Consider the following 23,782-nt stretch of genomic DNA (forward strand, 5'->3'; position numbering starts at 1 on the left):
CAACGAACGTGAGCCGACGCGCGAAGATCGTTTGTACGCTGGGTCCCGCGACCTCCACTCCGGAGAAGATGCGGGCACTCGTCGACGCCGGAATGGACGTCGCGAGGATGAACTTCAGCCACGGAAGCCACAGCGACCACAAGCAGGTCTACGACCTGGTCCGGGCCGCTGCGGCCGAGAGTGGCCGGGCGGTGGGCATCCTCGCCGACCTCCAGGGCCCGAAGATCCGCCTGGGCACCTTCGCCAGCGGCTCGGCCGAATGGCACACGGGCGACGTCGTCCGGATCACCGTCGAGGACGTGGTGGGCACGCACGACCGCGTCTCGACCACCTACAAGGGCCTCGCGAAGGACGCCAAGCCGGGCGACCGCCTCCTGGTGGACGACGGCAAGGTCGGCCTCGTGGTCAAGGGCGTCGAAGGCCCCGACGTGGTGTGCGAGGTCACCGAAGGCGGCCCCGTCAGCAACAACAAGGGCGTCTCGCTCCCGGGCATGGACGTCTCCGTGCCGGCGCTGAGCGACAAGGACATCGAGGACCTCGAGTTCGCGCTGCAGCTGGGCGTCGACTTCATCGCGCTGTCCTTCGTGCGCTCGCCGGCCGACATCGACCTGGTGCACCAGGTCATGGACCGCGTCGGCAAGGGCCGGCTGCCGGTCGTCGCGAAGATCGAGAAGCCCGAGGCCGTCTACAACCTCGAGGCGATCGTGCTCGCCTTCGACGCGGTGATGGTCGCCCGCGGCGACCTCGGCGTCGAGCTGCCGCTGGAGCAGGTGCCGCTGGTCCAGAAGCGCGCCATCCAGATCTGCCGCGAGAACGCGAAGCCGGTCATCGTCGCGACGCAGATGCTCGAGTCGATGATCAACAACTCCCGGCCCACGCGAGCGGAGGCCTCCGACGTCGCCAACGCGGTGCTCGACGGCACCGACGCCGTGATGCTCTCGGGCGAGACCAGCGTCGGGCGCTACCCGATCGAGACGGTGCAGACGATGGGCCGCATCGTCGAGGCGGTCGAGACCGATTCGCCGGTCGTGCCGCCGCTCACGCACGTCCCGCGCACCAAGCGCGGCGTGATCTCCTACGCCGCCCGCGACATCGGCGAGCGGCTCAACGCCAAGGCGCTGGTCGCGTTCACCCAGTCCGGTGACACCGTGCGCCGCCTGGCCCGCCTGCACACGCGGCTGCCGCTGATGGCGTTCACGCCGGAGGACTGCGTGCGCAACCAGCTGTCGATGACGTGGGGCACCGTGACCACGATCGTGCCGCGGGTCGACTCCACCGACCAGATGATCCACCAGGTCGACCAGGCGATGCTCGCGATGGGCAAGTACCAGCGCGGCGACCTCGTGGTGATCGTGGCCGGCTCCCCGCCCGGGACCGTCGGCTCCACGAACCTGATCCACGTGCACCGCCTCGGTGAAGACGACCACGCATAAGGGACGTAGTTCATGCCGACCGAATAGGGTTCGGGCATGACCGATATCGCCAGGACCGCCGCCGCCGGGCTCGACGAGGCCGCCGGCGGCGGGCAGGCGGTGCTCGACCGGCTCGTCGACCTCCTCGACCTGGAGAAGGTGGAGGAGGACTTCTACCGCGGGGTCTCGCCCGCGCACTCCCCGGTCCGCGTGTTCGGCGGCCAGGTCGCCGGGCAGGCCCTGGTGGCGGCCGGGCGCACCGTGCCCGAAGACCGGCGAGTGCACTCGCTGCACGCCTACTTCATCCGCGGCGGCGACCCGAGCGTGCCGATCCTCTACGAGGTCGACCGCATTCGCGACGGCCGCTCGTTCACCACCCGCCGCGTCACCGCCATCCAGCACGGCAAGGCGATCTTCGCGCTGTCCGCCTCGTTCCAGAAGGACGAGGAAGGCCTGGACCACGGCGAGCCGATGCCCGACGTGCCCCGTCCCGAGACGCTGCCGACGTTCCAGGAACGCACCGCCGGCTTCGGCCTGCGCTTCACCGAGCGCCCACGCCCCATCGACGTGCGCTACGTCGGCGAACCGCCGTGGATCACCCGCGCCACGGGCGAGCGGCCGGCGAGCAACCGCGTGTGGATGCGCGCCGACGGCACACTGCCCGCCGACCAGTTGCTGCACGTCTGCGTGCTCACCTACGCCTCCGACATGACCCTGCTCGACTCGATCCTCGCGCGCCACGGCGTGTACTGGGACGTCGACAAGGTCCTCGGCGCGAGCCTGGACCACGCGCTGTGGTTCCACCGGCCCTTCCGTGCCGACGAGTGGTTCCTCTACGACAGCACCTCGCCGAGCGCCTCGGGTGCGCGCGGCCTGGCCACGGGCCGGTTCTTCGCGCAGGACGGCACGCACATCGCCACGGTCGTCCAGGAAGGACTGCTGCGCGTCCTGTGAGGACGGTCGCTGCCGGCTCTACTGAGAGTGTGTCACTGAGTGAGGTGTGCGGAATCAACCACGCTTCCGAGTGGCGGCAAATGCGAAATGCGTAGCCGGGTAATCGCCGGAGTACGCCTGCGATGGCCTGACAACAACTGACAACCGAAGGTGAAGGTGCCCGGGACCGGTCGGGGGGCGGCCCCGGACACCTTCCGCCGGAAACGCCCGCGCACTCGGTGTCTGTTTCCGGCTGGTCGTCGTCTACGCTGCTCAGGAACCCGGAACGATCACCGCGGCCGGCCCCTTCGGCGCGGCGTCACCGGTTCCGGTTCGCACGGGTGTCAGAGTACAAGCGCAATCTGCAAATTGCAGGGCGGAGCCCCGCCTCGAAGGCGGGAATTCCGAAGTGTTAATACCCCACTGACTAGTCGGACGGCTGGTTAGATATGCGGTGCGGGCAGCGTTGGCCGACGATGCGCGCACCGCGCAAGACGATCCGGAGGTGCTGTCGTGGCGAGAGGCCAGGGACCCACCGTTCGCCGCCGGAGGCTCGCGAGCGAGCTGAGGCGGCTCCGGGAAGCCGCCGACCTCACGATCGACGAGGTGGGCGAGAAGCTCGAGTGTTCCGCCTCGAAGGTGAGCCGCATCGAGACCGGGCACGTCGGCGTCACCCCGCGCGACGCCCGGGACATGCTGGCGCTCTACGGGATCACCGGCGACGAGCAGGAGGCGCTCGTCCAGCTGGCCCGCGAGGCGCGCAAGCGCGGCTGGTGGCACGCGTACAACGAGGTGTTCACCGGCACGTTCGTGGGCCTGGAGGCCGACGCGACCTCGCTGCGCGCGTTCCAGGCGCTGCTCGTACCGGGCCTGCTGCAGACCGAGCGCTACGCCCACGCCGTGATCAGGGCACTGCGGCCCGACGCCGAGGACGCCGAGATCCGGCGTCGCGTGGCCGCGCGCATGGCGCGCCAGGAACTGCTGAGCGACACCCCGCCGCCGGAGTACTGGGCGGTGGTCGACGAAGCCGTGCTGCACCGCGTGGTCGACAGCCCCGAGGTGATGGCCGAGCAGCTCTACCGCATGGCCTCGGTCGCCGAGAAGCCCAACGTGACCATCCAGGTGGTCCCCTTCGGAGCCGGCGCGCACCCCGGCATGGAAGGCCCGTTCCTCATCATGGGGTTCCCCGAGCAGGCCGACCCCGACGTCGTCTACGTGGACGACAGCACGTCCAGCGGCCTGTACCTCGAACAACCCGAAGACGTCCGGCGCTACGCGCTGATGTTCGACCACCTGCGCGCTGCCGCACTGAAACCGGACGACTCGGTCGACTTGATCACCGAGGCGGCCGGCCGGTTCGCCGAACGGTCAACCGCGCCGGCTGCAGTGCACCACCTGGAACCGAGGACACAGTGAGGAAGTGGGGAACATGATGCCGGACGCGGATCTTTCCCGGGCCACCTGGCGCAAGAGCAGCCACAGCGGCGGCGGCAACGACTGCGTCGAGATCGCGTTCGTCGGCGGCGACGCCGCGGTGCGCGACTCGAAGGACCCCGAAGGGGGTGCTTTCCGCCTTTCAGCTTCGGGTTGGCGGGGGCTGCTGGCGGCTGTGCGTGCCGGCGGCTCGGCCCGCGACTGACGTTCCACCCGGCGACCCCTTACCCCGCCGACCTGCTCTTCGCCGGTCGGTGCTTCGGGTAAGGGGTCGTTTGGCGTCCAGGACGGGGTGATCGCCCGATGCCGCGGACCCCGCCTCAGGACGACTGTGAGTGTCACGGAAGAAGGCACTCGCAGAGGATGGGGAAGAAGCGATGAGTTACCAGCTCCTGGACGCGATGAGCGCCGAGGTGGCCTACCGCGAGGAGCAGCTGCGGAAGGCCGGGCGCAACGCGCGGATGACCAAGCAGAGCCGCGTCGTGCGGTGGCTGCGGGCCCACCGGGTGACCAGCGTGACCGTGCCGGCGCAGGAACGCCGCGAGGCCGCGCAGGTGGCCTCCCGCGCCGATCACCTGGCGCGGTGAACGCCCGGTTCGCCGAGGGTGTCACGCCCTCGGCGAAAAGCATGGCGGAACTGTCGGTGGGGTAGGACAGAATGCTCCTCGTGCCCCGCTTAGGCTCCGGAATCCCGCTGGTCGCCCGCACTCACGAGATGCGGCGGCTTCGCGCCGCCTTCGCTCGCGCGGAGCGGCGCGAGGCCGGCGCCGTGCTGATCGCGGGCGACGCGGGCGTCGGCAAGACCCGGCTGCTCACCGCGCTCGGTGAGCACGTCGCGGCCAACGGCGCGCTGGTGCTCACCGGCCGCTGCATCGACGTGCGCGACGGCGGTCTGCCGTATCTCCCGTTCGCCGAGGCGCTGGCGCCGCTGGGCTCCTCGGGAGACGCGGTGGTCGCCGCCGCGGTGCGGTCGCGGCCGGCGCTCGCGCGGCTGCTGCCGCAGAGCGGGGAGCCCGAGCCGATGGGACCGGGGGAACACGGCCAGGTGTCGGCCAGCGAGCGCGAGGCCATGCGCCGGCCGCGACCGGAACAAGACCTGGGTCAGCTCCAGCTGTTCGACGCGGTACTGGGGGTGCTGACCGAGGTCGCCGAGTCGCGGCCGGTGGTGATCCTGCTCGAGGACCTGCACTGGGCCGACTCTTCGACGCGCAACCTGCTGTCCTTCCTGGCCAGCAGGTTGCGCGCGCAGCGGCTGCTGGTCGTGGGCAGCTACCGCGAGGAGGACGTGCACCGGCGCCACCCGCTGCGGGGACTGCTGTCGGAGCTGGTGCGCCTGGCGACGGTGGAGCAGGTCGCGCTGGCGCCGTTCGGGCCCGCCGACGCGCGGGCGTTCGTCGAGGCGCTGGCCGACGAGCCGCTGCCTTCCGACGTGGTGGCCGACATCGTCGCGCGCTCGGAGGGCAACCCGTTCTTCGTGGAAGAGCTGCTGGCCACCGACGCCGACTGCCGGGACCTGCCAGCCGGACTGGCCGAGGTGCTGCTCGCGCGGCTCGAACGGTTCCCGGCGGAGACGCGGCGCGTGCTGCGGGTGATCTCCGTGGCCAACGAACCGGTGTCGCACGCCGCGCTCGCGGAGGTCGCGGGCATCGGCGAGCTGGAGCTCGACGAGGCGCTGCGCGAGGCCGTGCAGCACCACGTGCTCGTGATCGAGGACGGCTCATACGTGTTCCGCCACGCGTTGCTGCAGGAAGCGGTGTACGCGGATCTGCTGCCGGGGGAGCGCAACCGCACGCACGCGGCGTACGCGGCCCGCATCCGCGCGATCCCGCAGGGGCGCGGGCACGACGCCAAGCTGGCGTTCCACAGTCTCGAAAGCCGCGACTTCGTCACGGCGCTGCCCGCGCTGCTCAGCGCGATGGCGGAGGCGGAGAAGCTGGGCGCGCCGGGGGCGGCCCTGCGCCACGCCGAACAGGCACTGTCCATCTGGGACGCGGTGCCCGTCGCGGACCGGCCCGAGGGCGTCGACGAGCTGAAGCTGCTGCACGAGGCTTCGTACTTCGCGGGCACGTCGGGGGAGCCGGAGCGGGCGGCGGCGTACGCGCGTTCGGCCACGGAGCTGCTGGGGCCCGACTCCCCGACGCTGCGGTCCGCCAAGGTGTGGCGGCGGCTGGCCGAAGCGCTGCTGGCGCTGGAAGGCACGCTCGACGAGGCGACGCTGGCCGTCGACCGGGCGTGGGAGCTGGTGAAGGACAGCGAACCGAGCGCCACGCGGGCGTGGGTGCTCGCCACGCGCGCGGGGTTCCTGCGGCTGCTCGACCAGCCGGGCGAGGCGCTGGACAACGCGCTCACGTCGGTGTCCGACGCGCGGGCCGTCGGCGCGGTCGGGGCCGAGGCGTCGGCGCTGATCACGCTGGGCACGCTCGCCGATTCCGCGGGCGACTCCGCGCTGGCGCGCGAACGCCTGCGCCAGGCCATCCGCAAGGCGCGCGACGCCGAGGCGCTCAACGTCGAGCTGCGCGGCCTGTACTTTCTCGCCCTGAGCTACGACGACCAGGCCGAGATGGCCGAAGCCCTCACCCACGTGGCCAACGGGGTGGCGCGCGCGGAGGAATCGGGGCTCACGTGGAGCTCGTTCGGCCTCGAGCTGCGCGCGCGGCAGCTCTACCTGCGTTACCTCAGTGGCGATTGGCCCGCGGAGGACGCGGCCGGGCGCGCGGCGCGTGGGGTGTCGAGCGCGGTGGCCGCGCGGATCCTCGCGAACTGGGTGCTGTTCCTCGTGGCGCGCGGCCGGTTCGACGACGCCGCGCGGCTCCTGCCCGGGCTGCGGCAGCAGTGGTCGGCCGACATCCAGATCGCCCTCTCGGCCGGCGACGCGGCCATCGAGCTCGCGACCTGGCGCGGCGAGCACGCCGAAGCCGTGCGCGTCACCGAGGAACTGGTGGCGTGGCTGGAGAAGATCGAGCCCTGGCTGCTGGGCGGCATCCGGATCGTCGCGCTGGGCATGACGTCGGTCGCCGCCCTCGCCGCCGACGCCCGCCTGCGCGGCGACCAGCGCGCCGCCGATGATTTCGCGTCCGTCGGCCGCCGCCTGCTGGAGCACGGCCGCCGCACCGCCGTCGAGGGCAGCCCGCGCTCCGGCACTCTCGGTCCGGAAGGCCACGCCTGGCTCGCCCGCCTGGAAGCCGCCGCCTCCGGCCTCGAAGGCCCCGCCGACCCGACGCTGTGGTCCGCCGCCGCCACGGCCTTCGACTACGGCGCGGTCTACGAGCAGGCCATGTGCCGGTACTTCGAAGCCCAGGCCCTGCTCGCCCGCGGCCTGCCCGCCGAGAAGGCCCTGACGGCCGCCCACACCGTCGCGTCCGCCCTCGGCGCCCTGCCCCTGCGCGACGCCGTGCGCGACCTGGCCCACCGCGCCCGCACCGACCTCCCCGGCGTCACCCCGGCCGCCGCCGCACCCACCGCCCCCAACCCCCTCACCGACCGCGAACGCGACGTCCTCGAGCGCGTCGCCCTCGGCCGCACCAACCGCCAGGTGGGGGAGGAGCTCTACATCAGCGAGAAGACGGTCTCCGTCCACCTCTCCCGCGTCATGGCCAAGCTGGGCGCCAGCCGCCGCGCCGAAGCCGTCGCCATCGCCTACGACCGCGGCCTCCTGACGACTCCCGCCGCGAAGGACTGACCCGCGCCCCGCCTGGGGCGGTTCCGCCGGTTCCGCGCGGAGGGGTGGGGGCTGGTTGTGGCCTTCGCGCGCCGATCCGGCCCCGACGGCGCTGTCGCGGCTAACGACTCCCGCGGCGAAGGGCTTGCCCTCGGCGCCCGGACGGCTGTGCCGGTCTTGTGGCTCCCTGCGGAAAGAAGCGCGGGTCGACTGTGTCGATCTGCTCGCCGACCCACCGCGCCGCGGCTGCTGGGCCGCTGTCGGCTCCTGCGGCTGAGGGCTGAACCGCAGTACCCGGACGGTGGTGCCGGTTTGCGGTGTGCTTGGCGGCTCCCTGCGGAGGGGGAGCGCGGGTCGACTGTGTCGTTTGTGCGCCGCGCCGCCGGCTCGAGTTGTCGTGGCCGCCACGGCTGGCTGTTGCGGTCAAGGGCTGGGCCGCAGCTTGTGCCGGTTTGCGGTGTGGTTGGCGGTTGCCTGCTTCGCGCGGCGGGGAGCAGGGGTGGGTTGTTGCCCTCGCGTGGCGAACCGCCGTACCGCGGCTCCTGGCAGTTGCCGGTTCGGGAGTGAAGGGCGGTCGCCGGCTGTGTTCGGGACGATTTCGCCGGATTGCGATGTCGTTGTCCGACACCGACTCCGCGCCCTGCGCCCGCCGCGTGCCGAACTCGCCGGGCGGTGGTTGACTGGTGATCAAATAGCAGGCCAACCCCGTCGGGAGGAGCCAGGGGATGCGCGTCGACGTGCACGCTCACCTGTGGAGTGAGGCGTACCTGGAGCTGTTGTCCCGTGCGGGCAACGAGAAGGCGGCCGCGCAGGGACGGCTCGGTGCGGGGGCGACCGCGGCGGAGCTGGATTCGCGGTTCGAGCAGATGGCGACGGCGGGCGTCGACCTGCAGGTGCTGTCGACCACGCCGGCGCCGCCGCATTTCGAGGATGAGCGGGCCGCGGTGGAGGCCGCGCGGTTCGTCAACGACGACTACGCGGAGCTCGTCCGGCGGCACCCCGATCGGTTCAAAGCGTTCGCGTCCCTGCCGCTTCCGCACACCGGCGCGGCGCTGGCCGAGCTCACGCGCGCGCTCGACGAGCTGGGTTTTCTGGGCGCCGCCGTGACCACGTCGGTGCTGGGCCGCACGCTCGGCGACCCGGCGTTCCTGCCCGTCTACGAAGAGCTCGACCGCCGCGGCAGCGTCCTGTTCGTGCACCCGGCCGGCGTCGGCGCCGAGTCGCCGCTGATCGGGCCGAACCTCACGTGGCAGATCGGCGCGCCGATCGAGGACACGGTCGCCGTGCTGCACCTGATCGTCGCCGGGATCCCGAGCCGGTTCCCGCGCATGAAGATCATCCTGCCCCACCTCGGTGGCGCGCTGCCGATGCTGCTGCCCCGCATCGACCGCCAGAACCCTTGGGAGGCACCGGAAACCCCGGAGAAGCCGAGCCTCGCCGCGCGCCGGATCTTCTACGACACCGTCGGGCACAACCACGTGCCCGCGCTGCGCGTCGCGGCCGAAACGCTCGGCGCCGACCGCCTGGTGCTCGGCACCGACTACCCGTACCAGAAGGGCGACGGGTTCACCGAAGCAGTGACCTACGTCGAACGCTCCGGCCTGCCCGCGGCGGACATCGCCGCGATCCTCGACCGCACGGCCGTGGAACTGCTCGGCCTCGGCTGATCATCGCCAGGGCAGGTGCCGCAGCAGCTTCATGCTCGACGTCATCACCCGCGCCCACACCCCGCCCGGCACCCGGCGCGGCGGCCGCAGCGCCAGTCCGCGCTGGACGGCGATCGACTGCGCCTCCGTGTACTTCAGCAGTCCTTCGGCACCGTTGCGGCGGCCGACGCCGGAGTCCTTCATCCCGCCCATCGGCACGCCGACGCTGCCGAACGTCGCCGCGTAGCCCTCGTTCACGTTCACCGTCCCCGCCTTCAGCCGCGCCGCGACCTCCCAGCCGGCACGGCCGTTGCGCGACCAGACGCTGGCGTTGAGACCGAAGGCGGTGTCGTTGGCGCGCTCGATGGCGTCGGTGACGTCGGTGTAGCCGTAGATCGACACCACGGGCCCGAACGTCTCCTCGGCGAACGGCACCATGTCCGGCGTGACGTCGGTGAGCACGGTCGGCTCGTAGAACAGTGGGCCGAGGTCCGGCCGCGCGCGCCCGCCGGTGAGCACGCGGGCGCCCTTGGCCCGCGCGTCCTCGACGTGCGCCGACACGGTCTCGAGCTGGCTCGGCGACGTCAGCGAACCCATCTGCGGGCCGAAGCCCAGCTCACCGCCCAGCTTCAGCGCGGCCGTGCGCGCCACGAAGGCGCGGGTGAACTCGTCCCGGACGCTTTCGTGCACGTAGATCCGCTCCACCGAGACGCACAGCTGCCCGGCGGAGGAGAAGCACGCGGTGACCGCGCCCGTCGCGGCCTTGGCGACGTCGGCGTCCGGCAGCACGATCATCGGGTTCTTGCCGCCGAGCTCGAGCGAGTAGCTGGTGAGCCGGGCCGCGATCTGCGTCGCCAGGTCCTTGCCGGTCGGCGTGGAGCCGGTGAAACACAGGTAGTCGCACTCTTCGAGCAGCGCCGGGCCGACCTGCGAGCCGCGGCCGAGCACCACCTGCCACAGCCCGTCCGGCAGGCCCGCCTCGGCCGCGAGCTCCTGCAGCCACAACGCGGAGAGCGCCGTCTGGTTGTCCGGCTTCTGCACCACGGCGTTGCCCGCCGCGAGTGCCGGGAACACGTCCATCGCGGTGAGCGCCACCGGGTAGTTCCAGGGCGAGATGACGCCGACGACACCCTTGGCGTGGCGCAGCTCGCCCGCCTTCGTCAGCGCGGGGATCACCCCGGCCGCGCGCTTCGGCGCCAGGATCTTCGCGCTGTGCTTGCCGTAGTAGGCCGCCACCAGCGCTGCCGCGCTCACCTCGTCGAACGCGTCGAGCCGCGCCTTGCCTGCCTCCACCTGCACGAGGTCGAGCGCTTCGGCCTGGTGGGCGAGGATGAGGTCGTGCAGGCGCCCGAGGAACCGCTGGCGCTGCGCGACCGGCCGGGCCGCCCACTCGTGCTGGGCCTGGCGCGCGGTCGCGAACGCCGCCCGCACATCGGCGTCGGTGGCCTGGGGGATCGTCGTGATCGGCAGCCCGGTGAACGGCGCCGTCATGCGGATCGGCGCGGAGTCCGCACCGCCGGTCACGCGGGCGACGAGCCGGGCCGCGCGCGCCGCCGTGGGCGCTCCCGCGACACCCCCGATCGTCGCCGGCAGGGCCGTCTCGCCGCTGAGGTTCGCCGGTGTCGTGCTGGTCATGCCGTCTCCGTTCAGACCGGTGTTACCGACGAGTACAGCATACCGACGGTACGGCGGTCGAGCGGGAAATCTGAATCAGATTCACATATCGGAGTCGTCGCGGTGCCGGCCCGGCGGCTCGACACCCGGCGCGGGCTGCACGTCCTGCGGCGGGAACGGCGGGGAGGTCGGCTCCTCGGCGGGCTCGGACTCCGGCGAAAGCACGCCCTGCGCGGGCGGCTCGGCCCACGACTGTGCGGGCGGCGGGTCGCCGAGCGAGTAGATCACCGGCTCGTCGTTCGCCGGCGGGTAGTAGTACGGCTGCGGTACCCAGGGCGCGGTCCAGCTTCCGCCGCCGAACGCGGCGAGCGCCAGCACCAGCACGGCGATCACGCCACCGCCGAGCATCACCCAGAACCCGGTGCCCGTCGTGTAGTGGGCGACGATGGTGGCGTCATTCTGCTCGAAGCTGAGGCTGGCCGACACGTCCATGCTCATCGTCCACACGGCCGCGACCACGGCCGCTCCACCGGCGATCAGCATCGTGCGGGCGGCGCCGCGGAAGCGCGTGAACGCGAGCAGTGCGCCGACGAGCAGCGCCACGGCCGTCACCGTGAGCGGGATGCCGTAGCGGGCGACGTGGCTGATGGCGAACAGGTCCCGCTCGGCTTGCGGCGCCGCTTCGACCTGGCGGTTCCACGCGGTGACCGCGAACGCGCTCTGCAACTGACCGGCCACCGTCACCCGCGTCGCCGCGATCGGCAGGAACGTGCCCGCCACCACGAGCGCGGCCGAAAACACGCCGAGGATCCCGGCGAGCAGCCGCGAGACCGCGCCCGGCTCGGCGACGGGTGACGGCGGGTACTGCGGCACGCTGGTCATCGGGGCTCCTTCGCCTGCTCAGGGCATCTGCGATTCCACCACGAAGAACCCCGTCGCGCTAAGGGGCGGCGCGATCCTGTCACCGGTCGGCGCGGGATCGCTCAGGGCTGCGAGTACATCAGCACCGCGATGCGCTTCCACTCCTGCAGCAGCTTGCGCCGCCGGTTCGGGTCGCCGCCCAGCTCGGCGTCGAGCGCCAGGCCGCGGGTGAGGTTCACGGTCAGCCAGAACAGCGTTTCCGCGCGTTCCTTCGGCAGGTCACCCGCCACGTGGCTCACGTGCGCCAGCATGGCGCGGCCCAGTGCCCGGTCCACGGGCCGGATCGCCGCCCGCAGCTCCGGGTCGGTCCGCGCGGCCACCCACAGCTCGGTGACGGCCGTGGAGAGCGTGCCCGAGTAACCCGCCCACAGCAGGTCGATCGCGGCTTCGACGCCCGAAGCGCCACCCGGCAGGTCTTCCAGCGACGACGCCAGCTGGGTGCGCAGTTTCGTGGTGAGGTGCTCGACGGCGGCCGCCATCAGCTCGGCCTTCGTGGCGAAGTGGTGCTGCACCGCGCCTTTCGACACGCCCGCCCGGGCGCAGATCTCCTGCATCGACGCGCGGGCGTACCCGATGTCCACCAGGCAGTCGACGGTCGCGTCGAGCAGGGCCGTGCGCGTCTGCTCCCTTCGCTGCGCCTGGGTGCGGTGCGCCTTGGCCGTGGCCTCGGTCATTCGCCTCTCCCGCTTTACGTACCGGACTGCGCGGATGTACATTCCGAACAGAACTTACCTTCCACGCGTAATGTTTTCCAGCTTCGCAGGAGGCGTCGCCGTGCCGTTGCAGATCCAGAAGAGCTCGTGGAGCACCACCGAACTCGAGGACCTCCGGGAACTTTCCCGGTCGTTCCTGCAGAAGGAGATCGTGCCGCACCAGGAGCGGTGGGCGGCGGAGAAGAAGCTCGACCGCGAGATCTGGACCAAGGCCGGCGAGGTCGGCCTGCTGTGCCTGTCGATCCCCGAGGAGTACGGCGGTGGCGGCGGCACGTTCGCGCACGAGGCCGTGCTGTACGAGGAGCAGGCCCGTTCCGGCGACAATGCTTGGGGTGTGACCGTCCACAACGGAATCGTGGCGCACTACCTGCTGTCGTACGCGTCGGAGGAGCGCAAGCGCGAGTGGCTGCCGAAGCTCGCCAGCGGCGAGTTCGTGGGCGCCATCGCGATGACCGAGCCGGGCACGGGTTCCGACCTGCAGAGCATCAAGACCCGCGCCGTGCGCGACGGCGACCACTACGTGCTCAACGGCGCGAAGACGTTCATCACCAACGGTTTCCACGCCGACCTCGTGGTGGTCGCGTGCAAGACCGACCCGGACGCGGGCGCGCAGGGTGTGTCGCTGATCGTGGTCGAGACGGACACGCCGGGCTTCCGCCGCGGCCGTGTGCTCGACAAGGTGGGCCTCAAGGGCCAGGACACCGCGGAGCTGTTCTTCGACGACGTGCGGGTGCCCGCCGCGAACCTGCTCGGCGACGCCGAGGGCCAGGGGTTCGTCCAGCTGATGCTGCAGCTGCCGCAGGAACGGCTCATCATCGCCGTGACCGCGGTGGCCGGGCTCGAGGCGGCCGTGAACCTCACGATCGGCTACACCAAGGAGCGCACGGCGTTCGGCCGGCCGATCTTCAACTTCCAGAACACGAAGTTCAAGCTCGCCGAGGCCGCGACGGAAGCGGCGGTGTCGCGGGCGTTCCTCGACCAGTGCATCGAACGGCACCTGCGCGGCGAGCTCGACGTGCAGGGCGCGGCGATGGCGAAGCTGTGGACGACCGAGCGCGTGAACAAGGTCGTCGACGACTGCGTGCAGCTGTTCGGCGGCTACGGCTACATGACCGAATACCCGATCGCGCGCGCGTGGGCCGACGTCCGGATTTCCCGGATCTTCGGCGGAACCAGCGAGATCATGAAGGAGATCATCTCGCGCACGCTCTGAGTTTTCGGCCGACGAAAGGATTTGCCGCCGTGAAAGCCGGACCCCTGGGCGGGCTGAAGGTGGTGGAGCTGGCCGGGCTCGCGCCCGCGCCGTTCGCCTGCATGATCCTCGCCGACCTCGGCGCCCACGTCGTGCGCGTGGACCGCGCGACGCCGGGCGCCGACGTGCTCGGCATCCCCGACGACCCGCTGGCGCGCGGCCGGCGCTCGATCGGCGTCAACACCAAGACACCCGAGGGGGTCGAGGTGGTGCTCAAGCTGGCCGACCGGGCCGACGTGCTCATCGAAGGTTTCCGTCCCGGTGTCGCGGAACGCATGGGGCTGGGACCTTCGGTGGTCCACGCGCGCAACCCGCGGCTCGTCTACGGCCGCATGACCGGCTGGGGCCAGGACGGCCCGCTCGCGCAGGCGGCCGGCCACGACATCAACTACGTCGGCATCGCCGGCGCGCTCGATCCGATCGGGCGCGCCGGCGAACGCCCGGTGCCGCCGCTCAACCTCGTCGGCGACTTCGGCGGTGGCGGCTTGATGCTCGCGATGGGTGTGCTCGCGGCGCTGTACGAGCGGACGTCCTCGGGGCGCGGCCAGGTCGTCGACGCGTCCATGGTCGAGGGCGCGGCCCTGCTCACCACGAGCCTCCACGGCCTGCGCGCGGCCGGCGCGTGGTCGGGCGAGCGCGGCGACAACCTGCTGGATGGCGGCGCCCCGTTCTACGACACCTACGAGACCGCCGACGGCAAGTACGTCGCCATCGGCGCGATCGAGATGCGCTTCTGGGGTGACCTCGTGAAGGTGCTCGGCCTGGAGGACCCGCCGCCGCACCTGGACAAGACCCAGTGGCCGAAGCTGCGGGAGCACATCGCCGACGCCGTCGGCAAGCACACGCGCGACGACCTTGTCGCCCGCGCCGAAGGCACCGACGCCTGCCTGACGCCCGTGCTCTCGCCCTGGGAAGCCTCGGCCCACCCCCAGAACGCGGCGCGCGGCACCTTCGTCGACATCGGCGGCACGGTCCAGCCCGCCCCGGCGCCGCGCTTCGATCGCACCCCGCCGTCGACGCCCCACGCGCCCCGCCCAGCGGGCACGGACACGGCCGACGTGCTGGCCGACCTGGGCCTCTCCGCCGCCGACGTCGCCGCCCTGCGCACGGCGGGCGCCATCGCCTGACGGGACTGAACAGGCGGTCGTGCCGCGAGTCCGGCGCCGCGGCGGTGTTGCGTACGGCGGGCGCCGTCGCCTGAGGGCCGGGAAAGGGGCGGCGTGCCTGGCTTTCACCCGCGCCCGGGCGGCGAGGGGCTGCTGCCCGGTTGAGGGCGAACGCACCACGGTGCCGCGGCTTCGGCCATCGCGCCGCGGCCCTCGCGCGGGTCGAAAGCCCGCCCGGCCGCGAGCCGCGTGGCGCGCCCGGAAAGGTGTCAGCGGGGTTCGAGATCCGACCGGATCACCGAGTACACAACGCTGTCACGCCAAGCGCCGTCGCGGAAGCCGTAGCCGCGCAGGATGCCTTCGCGGGTGAAGCCGGCCTTTTCGAGCGAGCGCTGTTCGGCGCGGTTGTCCACGTCGGTGGTGGCCTCGACGCGGTTGAACTGCGTGTGCGCGAACAGGTAGCGGACCAGGAGGCGCTGGGCCTCGGTGCCGTGGCCGTGGCCGCGGGCTTCCGGGCGCAGCACGAGGCCCATGTTCCAGCAGTACGAGCTGGGGCCGGACCGCGAGCGGTGCCACGACAGGAGCCCGAGCACGGCACCGCCGAGCGTCGGGACGAGGAGCCCGCCCTCGGTGGTGAGGATGGCGTTGTCGCGCCAGCGGCGGCGGAGGTAGCCGTCGTCGTGCCAGCCGAACCACTGGAACTCGCCCGCGGTGGCTGGGTCGTTGATCAGCGCCTCGAGGAAGTCGAGGTCGGCCTCGCACATCGGGCGGAGAACCACGTCGTCCATCGCGGCAGCCTAGCGGGCGCCTTCAGCGCGCCGGCTCACTCGTTCGGGCCGGAGTCACCCGGTCGTGACACGCGTCCCGCTGAGCGATCGCCGAGCGGGCCACACGGGCCTGTCGTCACTAGAGTGAGCGTGCACGACCGGTCCTGAAGCCGGCGCGCGGATTGGATGGTGCCATGTCAGGCGGCGTGAAGAAGATCGTGGTCATCGGGGTGGTCGTCCTCGTGCTGTTCTTCCTGATCACCCAGCCCACCCAGTCGGCCAACCTCGTGCACCAGGTGCTCGGCTGGCTGCGCGACGGTGCCGAAGCCATCATCACGTTCTTCCAGACCCTGTTCGCGTGATCACCGCGGGCCTCGTTACCCGCCGGTAGTTACCCAGAGTAACGCGATCCCGAGATCCGGGCTGATCGCTCGACCATCCGGGTGGATTGCCCCCTAAAAGGGCCTGGTCAAGGAATTTGTGGGGCCCGGGGTATGGCGCGGAAAGCGGGCCCGGCCCTACGGTGCTCACATTGCGTGATCAGCTGGTTCTCCGGTCCCCCGGGAGCCGGGTCACGGCGGGGTTTTTCCGCTCGGTCACGCGCATTGGGTGCAAGTCGTGGACGCGCAACGGGGCAGGCGTCAGGGCCGGCCCGTCGGGGACCAATGAGGAGGCAGGGATGACCGGAGATCCCGGAGTGGACGCGTTGATCCGGCAGTGGGCCGCGGAGCGCGAGCAGACCGCCGAGGAGCAGGAGGTCAACCGCATCACGTCCGCCTGGCTGGCCGACGCGCCTCAGGCTCCGCCCGGCATCCCCGGTCAGCGTGCGAGGTCCGGTCCCTCGCGCTGGGCGCAGGTCGACGCCGCGGACCCCGGTTACCTCGACGCCATGCGGGTCCGGCTGCCCGAAGTCCCGGACGAGCTGCTCGTGGCCGCCGCCGGCTGGTGGCAGATGGTCGGCGACGTCGCCGAGGCCGAGCTGTGGTGGGACGCCGGCATCAGCCCGCTCGACCAGCGGGCCCTCGACTACCGCGCGGCGGGCCTGCAGCCCTCGGACCTCAGCCGCCGGCTGGGCCCGATGACCGTGCTCCAGCACCTGCGCCGCGGCAGCGCCCCGGCCTGGTGCGTCGCGCGTCTCGCGCGGCAGCAGAAGTCCGCCTGATCCACCCTCTCGACACGGCCGGGTGAACCGGCGTGGCGGCAGCGATCCGAACTCGTCCGTAACGCTAACCTGCGCGGGCTCGTTGTGTGATCGACCGACCGCCACGCTGGAGGACCGGAGTTCGTGCCCCTCACCGGAAACGCCGACGGCGAGACCGCTGCCGAGACGCAGGCCGAAGCCGCACCCGCCCGACGCCGTGCCCGCGGGGGCGCGGCCGTGGCGGTTCGGCTCGCGGTGGTTCTGGTGGTCCTCGCGGTGGCGGGTGGCGGCACGTGGCTCGTCACCCGGGCGTCGGCGCCGGTCGCGAGCCCGACCACCACGGACATCCCCGCGTTGAGCGTGAAGGCAGCCGACGTGCGGCCGGGGTCGATCGCTCCCGTCAGTGCCGTCGTCGCGGGTGGTGCCGACCAGCAGACCACTCCGCAGTCGGTGCACTCCACCGCCGACCCGCTCGACGACTGGGCCAAGAAGGTCGCCGCCGTCACCGGGGTGCCCGCGCGGGCGCTGCGCGCGTACGGCAACGCGGAGCTCGCGATGCGCTCGGCCGAGCCGGGCTGCCGCATCTCGTGGGCCACGCTCGCCGGCATCGGCCGCATCGAGTCGAACCACGGCCAGTACGGCGGCGCGGTGCTCGGCGCCGACGGCCGGCCGTCCAAGCCGATCATCGGCGTCCCGCTAGACGGTTCATCGGGCGTGCGCGCCATCAGCGACACCGACGGCGGCCGCTTCGACGGCGACCCCGTGGCCGACCGAGCCGTCGGCCCGATGCAGTTCATCCCCAGCACCTGGCGCAAGTGGGCGGCCGACGGCAACGGCGACGGTCTCGGCGACCCACAGCAGATCGACGACGCCGCGCTGGCCGCCGGCCGTTACCTGTGCGCGGGCGGGCGCGACATGGCCACGCCGTCGGGCTGGTGGTCGGGAATCCTCTCGTACAACAACTCCACCGAATACGCCCAGAAGGTCTTCGGCCTCGCCGACGGGTACGCGCAGTCGGCGAAGGCCGTGCGGGCCGGCTGAGGCCCGTTCGTCCGAAATCCGGGCCGGCCCGGATTCCCGCTGGTGTGAAATCCGTGCGAACCACGAGGTCACCGGCTGAGAGGCGGACCACGTGCGGGCCCGCCTCTCAGCTTCGGCCCCGGTTCCCAGTGCTAGCGTCAAGGCCGTGGCAGTGAACTCCGGCCCGGCCGTGTCCCCGCTCGGGCGCAGGCTCCTGATCGCCGCGACGTGCGCGGTGAGCCTGCTGCTGTGCTGCGGGCTGGCGTGGTGGCAGTGGGACCGGTTCACCTCCGCCAACGGCACGTTCCAGAACCTCGGCTACGTGCTGCAGTGGCCGCTGTTCGGGCTGTTCCCCGCGTTCATGTTCTGGCGGATCAAGAAGCTGCGCGAACGGGAAGAGGCCCAGGGCGAGAGCGCCGAGACCCAGGCCGAGCAGGCCGCGGTCACCGTGCCCGCTCCGAGAGTCTCGACGCCCGCGCGTCCCCCGGCGCCCCGTCCCGTGGCCGAAGAGGACGACGAGCTCGCCGCGTACAACCGCTACCTGCGCGAGCTCAACGCCCGCGACCAACAGGCCTGAACCATCACCTCGGAAGTGAGGACGAACCCATGACCACGAGCACCGACGGTGCCGCCCAGACCCGCCCGGCGCGACTGAACGGGGCCCTGGTGCGGTTCCGCACCACCGCGTGGATCACCGGTGTCGGCCTGCTCGTGCTCTGCGCGACGATGGTGGTCGAGTACGGCTTCGGCAACGCCACGCCCGCCGCGGTGTACTCGCCGATCCACGGTGTCCTCTACATGATCTACCTGGCCTGCAGCATCGACCTCGCGATCAAGGCCCGGTGGTCGATCAAGAGCACGATCCTCGTGCTGCTCGCCGGCTGTGTCCCGTTCGTCTCGTTCATCGTCGAACGCCGGGTGACGCACCGGGTGCAGGCGGGCAAGGACATCTTCTAAGCCGGCACGGCTTTCCCTCGCCGGAAGGTCAGCGCGACCCCGACGGTGAGGGCGGCCAGCCCGCTCGCCGCCAGGAACGCGGCCGTCATCCCGTCGACCAGCAACGGGGTGCCGGTGGCTCCCGAGGCCGCGGCCGAACGCGTCGCCGCGCCGAACACCGTCACCAGGATCCCGAGGCCGAGCGTGCTGCCGACCTGCTGCATGGTCTGCAGCACGCCACCCGCGGCCCCCGCGTCCTCGGCGGGCACGGTGGACATGATGATCACGTTGAGCGGCGAGAACGCCAGCCCGCCGCCGATGCCCATCAGCAGCAGCGGCCCGAGCAGTGAAGCGACGTACCCGCTGTCCGGCGTCAGCATCGACAGCCACGCGACGCCGGAGACCATCAGCACCGTGCCCGTGACGGCCAGTGGCTTCGGCCCGAAGCGCGCGAGCAGGCGCGGCATGAGCCGGCTGAGCGTGAAGATCGCCGCGGCCATCGGCAGGAACGCGAACCCGGTGGCCAGTGCGGCGAAGTGGCGCACGTCCTGCAGGAACTGCGTCAGGAAGAAGAACATCGACATCATCGCCATCGGCCCGAGGAAGAAGCTGGCGTAGGCGGCCGCGCGGTTGCGTTCGGCGAACAGCCACAGCGGCACCAGCGGATGGGCCACGCGCCGCTCCAGCAGCACGAAGGCGATCAGCAGCACCACCCCGGCCGACAGTGCGGCGAGAGTGAGCGGCGCGCCCCAGCCGTCGGACGCGGCGTGGGTGAACGCCAGCACGAGCGACGCGACGCCGAACGTGCCGAGCACGGCCCCGGGCACGTCTAGGTGAGCCGCCCGGCGCGGCGGCGCGGGCACGAACCGCGGCGCGAGCACGGCGATGGCCAGCCCGAACGGGACGTTGATGAACAGCGCGGCCCGCCACGAGATCCACTCGGTCAGCAGGCCGCCCACGATCAGGCCGATCGCGAACCCGCCGCTGGCGACGGCGGAGAACAGCGAAAGCGCGCGCACGCGGGCCTTGGCCTCGGTGAACGTGGTGGTGATCAGCGCGATCGTGCTCGGCCCCGCCATCGCGGCGCCGACGCCCTGCGCCACGCGCGCGGCGATCAGGAACCCGGCCGACGTGCTCAGCCCGCCGGCCAGCGAAGCGAGCGTGAACACGGCCGTGCCCAGCACGAACATCCGGCGGCGGCCGAACAGGTCGCCCGCGCGTCCGCCGAGCAGCAGCAGACCGCCGAACACGAGGCTGTAGGCGGTCATCACCCACGACAGGCCGGTGGCGGAAAAGCCCAGGTCGGACTGGATGCGGGGCAGCGCCACGTTCATCACGGTGGCGTCGAGCATCAGCATGAGCTGGCAGGTCAGCACGATCGCGAGGACGAGCCCGGACGCGGCGGTCCGGTGTCTCGGCCTAGGCTCGGTCGACGAGGTTCGCTCGGTCAACTCGGTCAAAGGAGGACTCCCCAGAGAGGGACGAGGTAAGTGGAGAAACTCTCCACTTGGTTGCGTCCGCGATAATATGGAGAGCGTCTCCGGTTCCGCAAGGGAATTCGGAGAATCTCTCCGTTTTCTGGGGAGCCGGGTGCGAGGAGGTGCGTGGATGACGGCGGAGGCAGCGCGGCCGATGCGGGCGGACGCGAAGCGGAACTACGACCGCATCGTCGCGACCGCGAAGGACGCCTTCGCGGAACACGGCGTCGACGTCCCGCTCGACGACATCGCCAAGCGTGCCGGCGTCGGCGCCGGCACGCTGTACCGCCACTTCCCGACGCGCGAGAAGCTGATGGAAGCCGTCTACCGCGACGAGATCGACCAGCTCGCTTCGCGCGCCGCCGTGCTCGCCGCCGAGCTGCCGCCGTGGGAGGCGCTCCAGGCGTGGCTGGGGGAGCAGGTCGCGTACGTCATCGAGCGCCACGGCCTCGCCGCCCTCCTCAAGGCGTCGATCGACTCGGGCTCCGAGACGTTTCTGTGGTGCCAGACCCGCCTGCGCACCGCGTGCGCCGACCTGGTCACCGCGGCCCAGACCACCGGCGACGTCCGCGCCGACGTCACGGGCATCGACGTCCTGCGCCTCGGCCACGGCATCGGCACGGCCGCGAAGAACGCGTCCGAAGAGGACGCGGCCCGCCTGATGAAGGTGATGATGGACGGCTTGCGCGGGTGACGTCCGCGCAGATCGCCGGTCTGCGTCGTCAGCCCGGGTCGATGTTCACCGTGGACGGTGCCGGGTCCTGGTGATCGGTCCGGCCGAGCGTGTCCGGAAGGGGCGCCTCCGCACGCTGCCGGCCTGAATCCGGGTCCTCGCCAGAAAGAAGGGGCGAGCCCTCGCGGGACCCGCCCCTTCTCGTCGCAGCCGTGCAGCCGTCAGGACCCGATGCCGGTCAAGGACCGGACCTCCATCTCGGCGTGCTTGGCCCCGTCGGCCTTCGAGCGGCCGACCATGGTGCCGATGAAGCCGCACAGGAACGAGAACGGGATCGAGACCAGGCCCGGGTTCTTGAGCGGGAACCAGTGGAAGTCCACGCTCTTGAAGATCGAGTCGGCGGCGCCGGACACGACCGGGGAGAACAGCACGAGGACCAGGCACGCCGCGAGGCCGCCGTAGATGCTCCACAGCGTGCCCGTGGTGTTGAACCGCTTCCAGAACAGCGAGTACAGCAGCGTCGACAGGTTGGCCGAGGCGGCGACCGCCAGGGCGAGCGCCACGAGGAACGCGATGTTCTGGCCGTTGGCGAGGATGCCGCCGAGGATCGCCATCACGCCCACGACCAGGGCGGTCAGGCGGGCGACGCGGACCTCGTCGGCCGGTTCGGCCTTGCCGCGCTTGAAGATGTTCGCGTAGACGTCGTGGGCGAACGAGGCGGACGCGGTGATCGTCAGGCCCGCCACCACCGCGAGGATCGTCGCGAACGCGACCGCCGAGATGATGCCCAGCAGCAGCGTGCCGCCGATGTGCAGGGCCAGCAGCGGGGCCGCGGAGTTCTCGCCGCCCGGCGCGGCCTTGATCTCGTCGCTGCCCACGAGCGCGGCGGCGCCGAAGCCGATCACCAGCGTGCACAGGTAGAACACGAACATGCAGACGGTGGCCCAGACCACCGAGCGGCGCGCCTCCCGCGAGTTCGGCACGGTGTAGAAGCGCATCAGCACGTGGGGCAGAGACGCGACGCCGAGCACGAGCGCGAGCGACAGCGACACGAAGTCCAGGCGCGTGGTGCCGCTGGCGCCGTACGAGCCGCCCGGCTCGAGCAGGCTGGTGCCCATCGGGCTGTTGTCCGTGGCCGCGGTGAGCAGGTGGGAGAAGTTGAACCCGTACTTGCCCAGCAGGAACACGGTGATCAGCGTGGCGGCCACGAGCAGGATGCTCGCCTTGATGATCTGCACCCACGTGGTGCCCTTCATGCCGCCGACGAGCACGTAGACGACCATCACGAGGCCGACGACCCCGATCACCAGCGACTGGCCCAGCCGGGAGTGCACGTTGAGCAGCAGCGCGACGAGGCCGCCGGCGCCGGCCATCTGCGCGAGCATGTAGAAGAACGAGATCACGAGGGTCGAGGCGGCCGAGGCCGCGCGCACCGGGCGCTGCTTCATCCGGAAGCTCAGCACGTCGCCCATCGTGAAACGGCCGGTGTTGCGCAGCAGCTCGGCGATCAGCAGCAGGTCGACCAGCCATGCGACCAGGAAGCCGATGGAGTACAGGAAGCCGTCGTAGCCGTGGATCGCGATGGCGCCGGCGATACCCAGGAACGAGGCGGCGGACAGGAAGTCGCCCGAGAGCGCGATGCCGTTCTGCCGCCCGGTGAAGGCGCTGTCGGCCGCGTAGTAGTCGGCGGTGGTCTTCTTGCCGCGGTTGCCCGCGCGGTACACGACGAACAGGGTGATCGCGACGAACAGCGCGAACACCCCCGTGTTCACGAGCGGGTTGCTCGCCGGCACGCTCTCGGCGAGCTCGGTGGTGGTCACTGGCGGGTTCCTTCCGTCACGGCGGCCCGTTCCCTCAGCTCGGCGACCCGCGGGTCCATCTCCCGGTTCGCGAACCGGACGTAGACGAGCGTGATCAGCGCGGTGGTCACGAACTGCGCGAGGCCGAGCAGCATGCCCACGTTGACGAGCCCGAACACGCGGGTGCTCATGAAGTCGTTCGCGTACGCGGCCAGCACCACGTAAGTCAGGTACCAGACGAAGAAGCCGGCGCTCATCGGGAACACGAATCTGCGGAACCGCCGGCGCAGGGAGGTGAACTCGGGGCTGCGCTGGATGAGGTCGTAGTCGGGACCGCGCCGGGTCGACGGCGCCGGCTCCACGCCCTCGCGGGCGAACATGGCCGGCAGCTGTCCGGTCTCCTCGAGCGGGGTGCTCGCCGCGGGGGTGTTCGCGACGTTGTGCATGGCTGCCTCCGGCAACTTGCGTCCGTGGCGGTGGCCGGGTCGGGGCCCCTCGTTCGAGTGGCACCCGGTCTGCCCTTGCGGACTGGGAGGCGGCCATAGTAACGACGGCGCCGGATCCCGGAAAAAGCCGGTTCCTGAGAAGGGTCTCCGGAATTCGTTTTCCGGCTGGAAATGTGCGAAAACGGCACCTTCAATGAAGATCACGAACAGATCACTCGTAATAGTGAGAGCGTATGTCACGCCACGTTGTCGCAGCTGAGGAACGCTGCGGCAAATGGTGGAGACCAGGACAATGGTCGGACGAATACCGTGACACGGGGTAGTCGAAGTGCGGGACCGGCGCCCCGGTCCGGCGTCCCTCCGGTGGGGTCGGGGCGAGGATTCGCAGGCCAGTGACGGGTCCCGAAAGAAATCACCGGGTCGGGCGGCGAGTTGCTGCCAGACCACAACATCGGGTTCATCTTCGGGGGTGACCCACCCGATGGGGGCACGGAGCGTAGATCCTCCGAGGGATTCGACTACCCTGCGTGGGCTAATCGGGTGACTGCCGGACGCCGTGACCCGGAGCAACCGGTAACCGGAATTCCCTCTTCGACCCCGCTCGGGGTCCAATCCCCGGCCCGCGGCCTGGGCCGAATCGACTTTTCCCAGGTCAGCCGTGCGAAGCGGAAGACAATATCCTCGGCCGGGATTGGTGTACGATTCTTTGGCCCAGCTGACCGCAGCGATCGATAGGCACAGACAAGTTGACCTCGACCACCGCCGTGCAGTACGCAACTTGCGCCGTGCACGTGCAAAGTCCCGGGAAGCAGCACGCCGGTGATCACGGTGAA

Annotated in this window: 22 protein-coding genes; 15 read left to right on the plus strand and 7 right to left on the minus strand. The window is 71.3% G+C overall.

What is annotated here, in order from left to right; all coding sequences use genetic code 11:
* The first annotated feature begins 8 nt into the window (after window positions 1-8).
* The 7 genes from pyk to AB0K15_RS08005 all read left to right on the plus strand — a co-directional run bounded on the left by pyk (window position 9) and on the right by AB0K15_RS08005 (window position 9,104).
* Window positions 9-1,433: a pyruvate kinase gene (gene pyk, locus AB0K15_RS07975; RefSeq protein WP_364046957.1), complete on the plus strand. Its 1,425-nt coding sequence runs from the start codon at window positions 9-11 to the stop codon at window positions 1,431-1,433.
* A 36-nt stretch (window positions 1,434-1,469) separates the two neighbouring features.
* Window positions 1,470-2,366, plus strand: a complete 897-nt coding sequence (locus AB0K15_RS07980; protein WP_364046960.1) for an acyl-CoA thioesterase II — start codon at window positions 1,470-1,472, stop codon at window positions 2,364-2,366.
* Window positions 2,367-2,858: 492 nt separating this feature from the next.
* Window positions 2,859-3,761, plus strand: coding sequence for a helix-turn-helix transcriptional regulator (locus AB0K15_RS07985; RefSeq protein ID WP_285969107.1), 903 nt, complete (start codon window positions 2,859-2,861; stop codon window positions 3,759-3,761).
* Window positions 3,762-3,774: 13 nt separating this feature from the next.
* Window positions 3,775-3,984 (plus strand): DUF397 domain-containing protein, encoded by a 210-nt coding sequence (locus tag AB0K15_RS07990; protein WP_364047953.1) that lies wholly within the window; start codon window positions 3,775-3,777, stop codon window positions 3,982-3,984.
* A gap of 172 nt (window positions 3,985-4,156) precedes the next feature.
* Window positions 4,157-4,366, plus strand: coding sequence for a hypothetical protein (locus AB0K15_RS07995; protein ID WP_364046965.1), 210 nt, complete (start codon window positions 4,157-4,159; stop codon window positions 4,364-4,366).
* Window positions 4,367-4,437: 71 nt separating this feature from the next.
* Window positions 4,438-7,458, plus strand: coding sequence for an AAA family ATPase (locus AB0K15_RS08000; RefSeq protein ID WP_364046967.1), 3,021 nt, complete (start codon window positions 4,438-4,440; stop codon window positions 7,456-7,458).
* Between the two features lie 704 nt (window positions 7,459-8,162).
* Complete coding sequence (locus tag AB0K15_RS08005) at window positions 8,163-9,104, plus strand: amidohydrolase family protein (RefSeq protein WP_364046971.1); 942 nt, start codon at window positions 8,163-8,165, stop codon at window positions 9,102-9,104.
* On the opposite strand, the gene AB0K15_RS08010 is transcribed toward AB0K15_RS08005, so the two are convergent.
* From AB0K15_RS08010 to AB0K15_RS08020, 3 genes are all read right to left on the minus strand, one after another.
* A complete protein-coding gene (locus tag AB0K15_RS08010; RefSeq protein WP_364046974.1) occupies window positions 9,105-10,718 on the minus strand; it encodes a succinic semialdehyde dehydrogenase in 1,614 nt (537 codons plus the stop codon).
* Window positions 10,719-10,799: 81 nt separating this feature from the next.
* The gene (locus tag AB0K15_RS08015) at window positions 10,800-11,579 is read right to left on the minus strand and encodes a hypothetical protein (protein ID WP_364046977.1); all 780 of its coding nucleotides are present in this window, start codon (window positions 11,577-11,579) and stop codon (window positions 10,800-10,802) included.
* A 101-nt stretch (window positions 11,580-11,680) separates the two neighbouring features.
* Window positions 11,681-12,292 (minus strand): TetR/AcrR family transcriptional regulator, encoded by a 612-nt coding sequence (locus AB0K15_RS08020; RefSeq protein ID WP_364046980.1) that lies wholly within the window; start codon window positions 12,290-12,292, stop codon window positions 11,681-11,683.
* A 100-nt stretch (window positions 12,293-12,392) separates the two neighbouring features.
* Here AB0K15_RS08020 and AB0K15_RS08025 point away from each other — a divergent pair, with 100 nt between their 5' ends.
* Together AB0K15_RS08025 and AB0K15_RS08030 are read left to right on the plus strand one after the other, a co-directional pair.
* Window positions 12,393-13,544: an acyl-CoA dehydrogenase family protein gene (locus AB0K15_RS08025; protein ID WP_364046983.1), complete on the plus strand. Its 1,152-nt coding sequence runs from the start codon at window positions 12,393-12,395 to the stop codon at window positions 13,542-13,544.
* Window positions 13,545-13,573: 29 nt separating this feature from the next.
* Window positions 13,574-14,710, plus strand: coding sequence for a CaiB/BaiF CoA-transferase family protein (locus AB0K15_RS08030; RefSeq protein ID WP_364046986.1), 1,137 nt, complete (start codon window positions 13,574-13,576; stop codon window positions 14,708-14,710).
* Between the two features lie 248 nt (window positions 14,711-14,958).
* On the opposite strand, the gene AB0K15_RS08035 is transcribed toward AB0K15_RS08030, so the two are convergent.
* The gene (locus AB0K15_RS08035; RefSeq protein WP_364046989.1) at window positions 14,959-15,477 is read right to left on the minus strand and encodes a GNAT family protein; all 519 of its coding nucleotides are present in this window, start codon (window positions 15,475-15,477) and stop codon (window positions 14,959-14,961) included.
* 173 nt (window positions 15,478-15,650) lie between these two features.
* Here AB0K15_RS08035 and AB0K15_RS08040 point away from each other — a divergent pair, with 173 nt between their 5' ends.
* The 5 genes from AB0K15_RS08040 to AB0K15_RS08060 all read left to right on the plus strand — a co-directional run bounded on the left by AB0K15_RS08040 (window position 15,651) and on the right by AB0K15_RS08060 (window position 18,574).
* Window positions 15,651-15,818 (plus strand): hypothetical protein, encoded by a 168-nt coding sequence (locus AB0K15_RS08040; protein WP_220238194.1) that lies wholly within the window; start codon window positions 15,651-15,653, stop codon window positions 15,816-15,818.
* 317 nt (window positions 15,819-16,135) lie between these two features.
* A complete protein-coding gene (locus AB0K15_RS08045; RefSeq protein WP_326569764.1) occupies window positions 16,136-16,618 on the plus strand; it encodes a helix-turn-helix transcriptional regulator in 483 nt (160 codons plus the stop codon).
* Between the two features lie 216 nt (window positions 16,619-16,834).
* A complete protein-coding gene (locus tag AB0K15_RS08050) occupies window positions 16,835-17,638 on the plus strand; it encodes a lytic murein transglycosylase (RefSeq protein WP_364047955.1) in 804 nt (267 codons plus the stop codon).
* 145 nt (window positions 17,639-17,783) lie between these two features.
* A complete protein-coding gene (locus tag AB0K15_RS08055) occupies window positions 17,784-18,194 on the plus strand; it encodes a hypothetical protein (protein ID WP_364046994.1) in 411 nt (136 codons plus the stop codon).
* A 29-nt stretch (window positions 18,195-18,223) separates the two neighbouring features.
* Complete coding sequence (locus tag AB0K15_RS08060; RefSeq protein WP_364046997.1) at window positions 18,224-18,574, plus strand: DUF3817 domain-containing protein; 351 nt, start codon at window positions 18,224-18,226, stop codon at window positions 18,572-18,574.
* On the opposite strand, the gene AB0K15_RS08065 is transcribed toward AB0K15_RS08060, so the two are convergent.
* Entirely contained in the window at window positions 18,571-20,013 is a 1,443-nt protein-coding gene (locus AB0K15_RS08065) for an MFS transporter (protein ID WP_364047000.1), read from the minus strand. The two genes, AB0K15_RS08060 and AB0K15_RS08065, sit on opposite strands and share 4 nt — an antisense overlap.
* Before the next feature lie 148 nt (window positions 20,014-20,161).
* On the opposite strand from AB0K15_RS08065, the gene AB0K15_RS08070 reads away from it, so the two are divergent.
* Window positions 20,162-20,725: a helix-turn-helix domain-containing protein gene (locus AB0K15_RS08070; protein WP_364047003.1), complete on the plus strand. Its 564-nt coding sequence runs from the start codon at window positions 20,162-20,164 to the stop codon at window positions 20,723-20,725.
* Window positions 20,726-20,925: 200 nt separating this feature from the next.
* Here AB0K15_RS08070 and AB0K15_RS08075 read toward each other — a convergent pair whose 3' ends face one another.
* Window positions 20,926-22,524 (minus strand): cation acetate symporter, encoded by a 1,599-nt coding sequence (locus AB0K15_RS08075; protein ID WP_364047006.1) that lies wholly within the window; start codon window positions 22,522-22,524, stop codon window positions 20,926-20,928.
* Window positions 22,521-22,949, minus strand: coding sequence for a DUF485 domain-containing protein (locus AB0K15_RS08080; protein ID WP_364047009.1), 429 nt, complete (start codon window positions 22,947-22,949; stop codon window positions 22,521-22,523). The genes AB0K15_RS08075 and AB0K15_RS08080 overlap by 4 nt, the downstream gene beginning before the upstream one ends.
* Between the last annotated feature and the right edge of the window lie 833 nt (window positions 22,950-23,782).

The organism is Amycolatopsis sp. NPDC049253 (assembly GCF_040678995.1).
In the GTDB taxonomy this organism is placed as follows: Bacteria; Actinomycetota; Actinomycetes; order Mycobacteriales; family Pseudonocardiaceae; genus Amycolatopsis.

Excerpts from the sequence above, each read along its gene's own strand:
- AB0K15_RS07980 (WP_364046960.1), top strand. The coding sequence starts at position 1,470 with ATGACCGATATCGCCAGGACCGCCGCCGCCGGGCTCGACGAGGCCGCC.
- AB0K15_RS07990 (WP_364047953.1), top strand. The coding sequence starts at position 3,775 with ATGATGCCGGACGCGGATCTTTCCCGGGCCACCTGGCGCAAGAGCAGC.
- AB0K15_RS07995 (WP_364046965.1), top strand. The coding sequence starts at position 4,157 with ATGAGTTACCAGCTCCTGGACGCGATGAGCGCCGAGGTGGCCTACCGC.
- AB0K15_RS08000 (WP_364046967.1), top strand. The coding sequence starts at position 4,438 with ATGCTCCTCGTGCCCCGCTTAGGCTCCGGAATCCCGCTGGTCGCCCGC.
- AB0K15_RS08005 (WP_364046971.1), top strand. The coding sequence starts at position 8,163 with ATGCGCGTCGACGTGCACGCTCACCTGTGGAGTGAGGCGTACCTGGAG.
- AB0K15_RS08010 (WP_364046974.1), bottom strand. The coding sequence starts at position 10,718 with ATGACCAGCACGACACCGGCGAACCTCAGCGGCGAGACGGCCCTGCCG.
- AB0K15_RS08015 (WP_364046977.1), bottom strand. The coding sequence starts at position 11,579 with ATGACCAGCGTGCCGCAGTACCCGCCGTCACCCGTCGCCGAGCCGGGC.
- AB0K15_RS08020 (WP_364046980.1), bottom strand. The coding sequence starts at position 12,292 with ATGACCGAGGCCACGGCCAAGGCGCACCGCACCCAGGCGCAGCGAAGG.
- AB0K15_RS08035 (WP_364046989.1), bottom strand. The coding sequence starts at position 15,477 with ATGGACGACGTGGTTCTCCGCCCGATGTGCGAGGCCGACCTCGACTTC.
- AB0K15_RS08040 (WP_220238194.1), top strand. The coding sequence starts at position 15,651 with ATGTCAGGCGGCGTGAAGAAGATCGTGGTCATCGGGGTGGTCGTCCTC.
- AB0K15_RS08045 (WP_326569764.1), top strand. The coding sequence starts at position 16,136 with ATGACCGGAGATCCCGGAGTGGACGCGTTGATCCGGCAGTGGGCCGCG.
- AB0K15_RS08060 (WP_364046997.1), top strand. The coding sequence starts at position 18,224 with ATGACCACGAGCACCGACGGTGCCGCCCAGACCCGCCCGGCGCGACTG.
- AB0K15_RS08070 (WP_364047003.1), top strand. The coding sequence starts at position 20,162 with ATGACGGCGGAGGCAGCGCGGCCGATGCGGGCGGACGCGAAGCGGAAC.
- AB0K15_RS08080 (WP_364047009.1), bottom strand. The coding sequence starts at position 22,949 with ATGCACAACGTCGCGAACACCCCCGCGGCGAGCACCCCGCTCGAGGAG.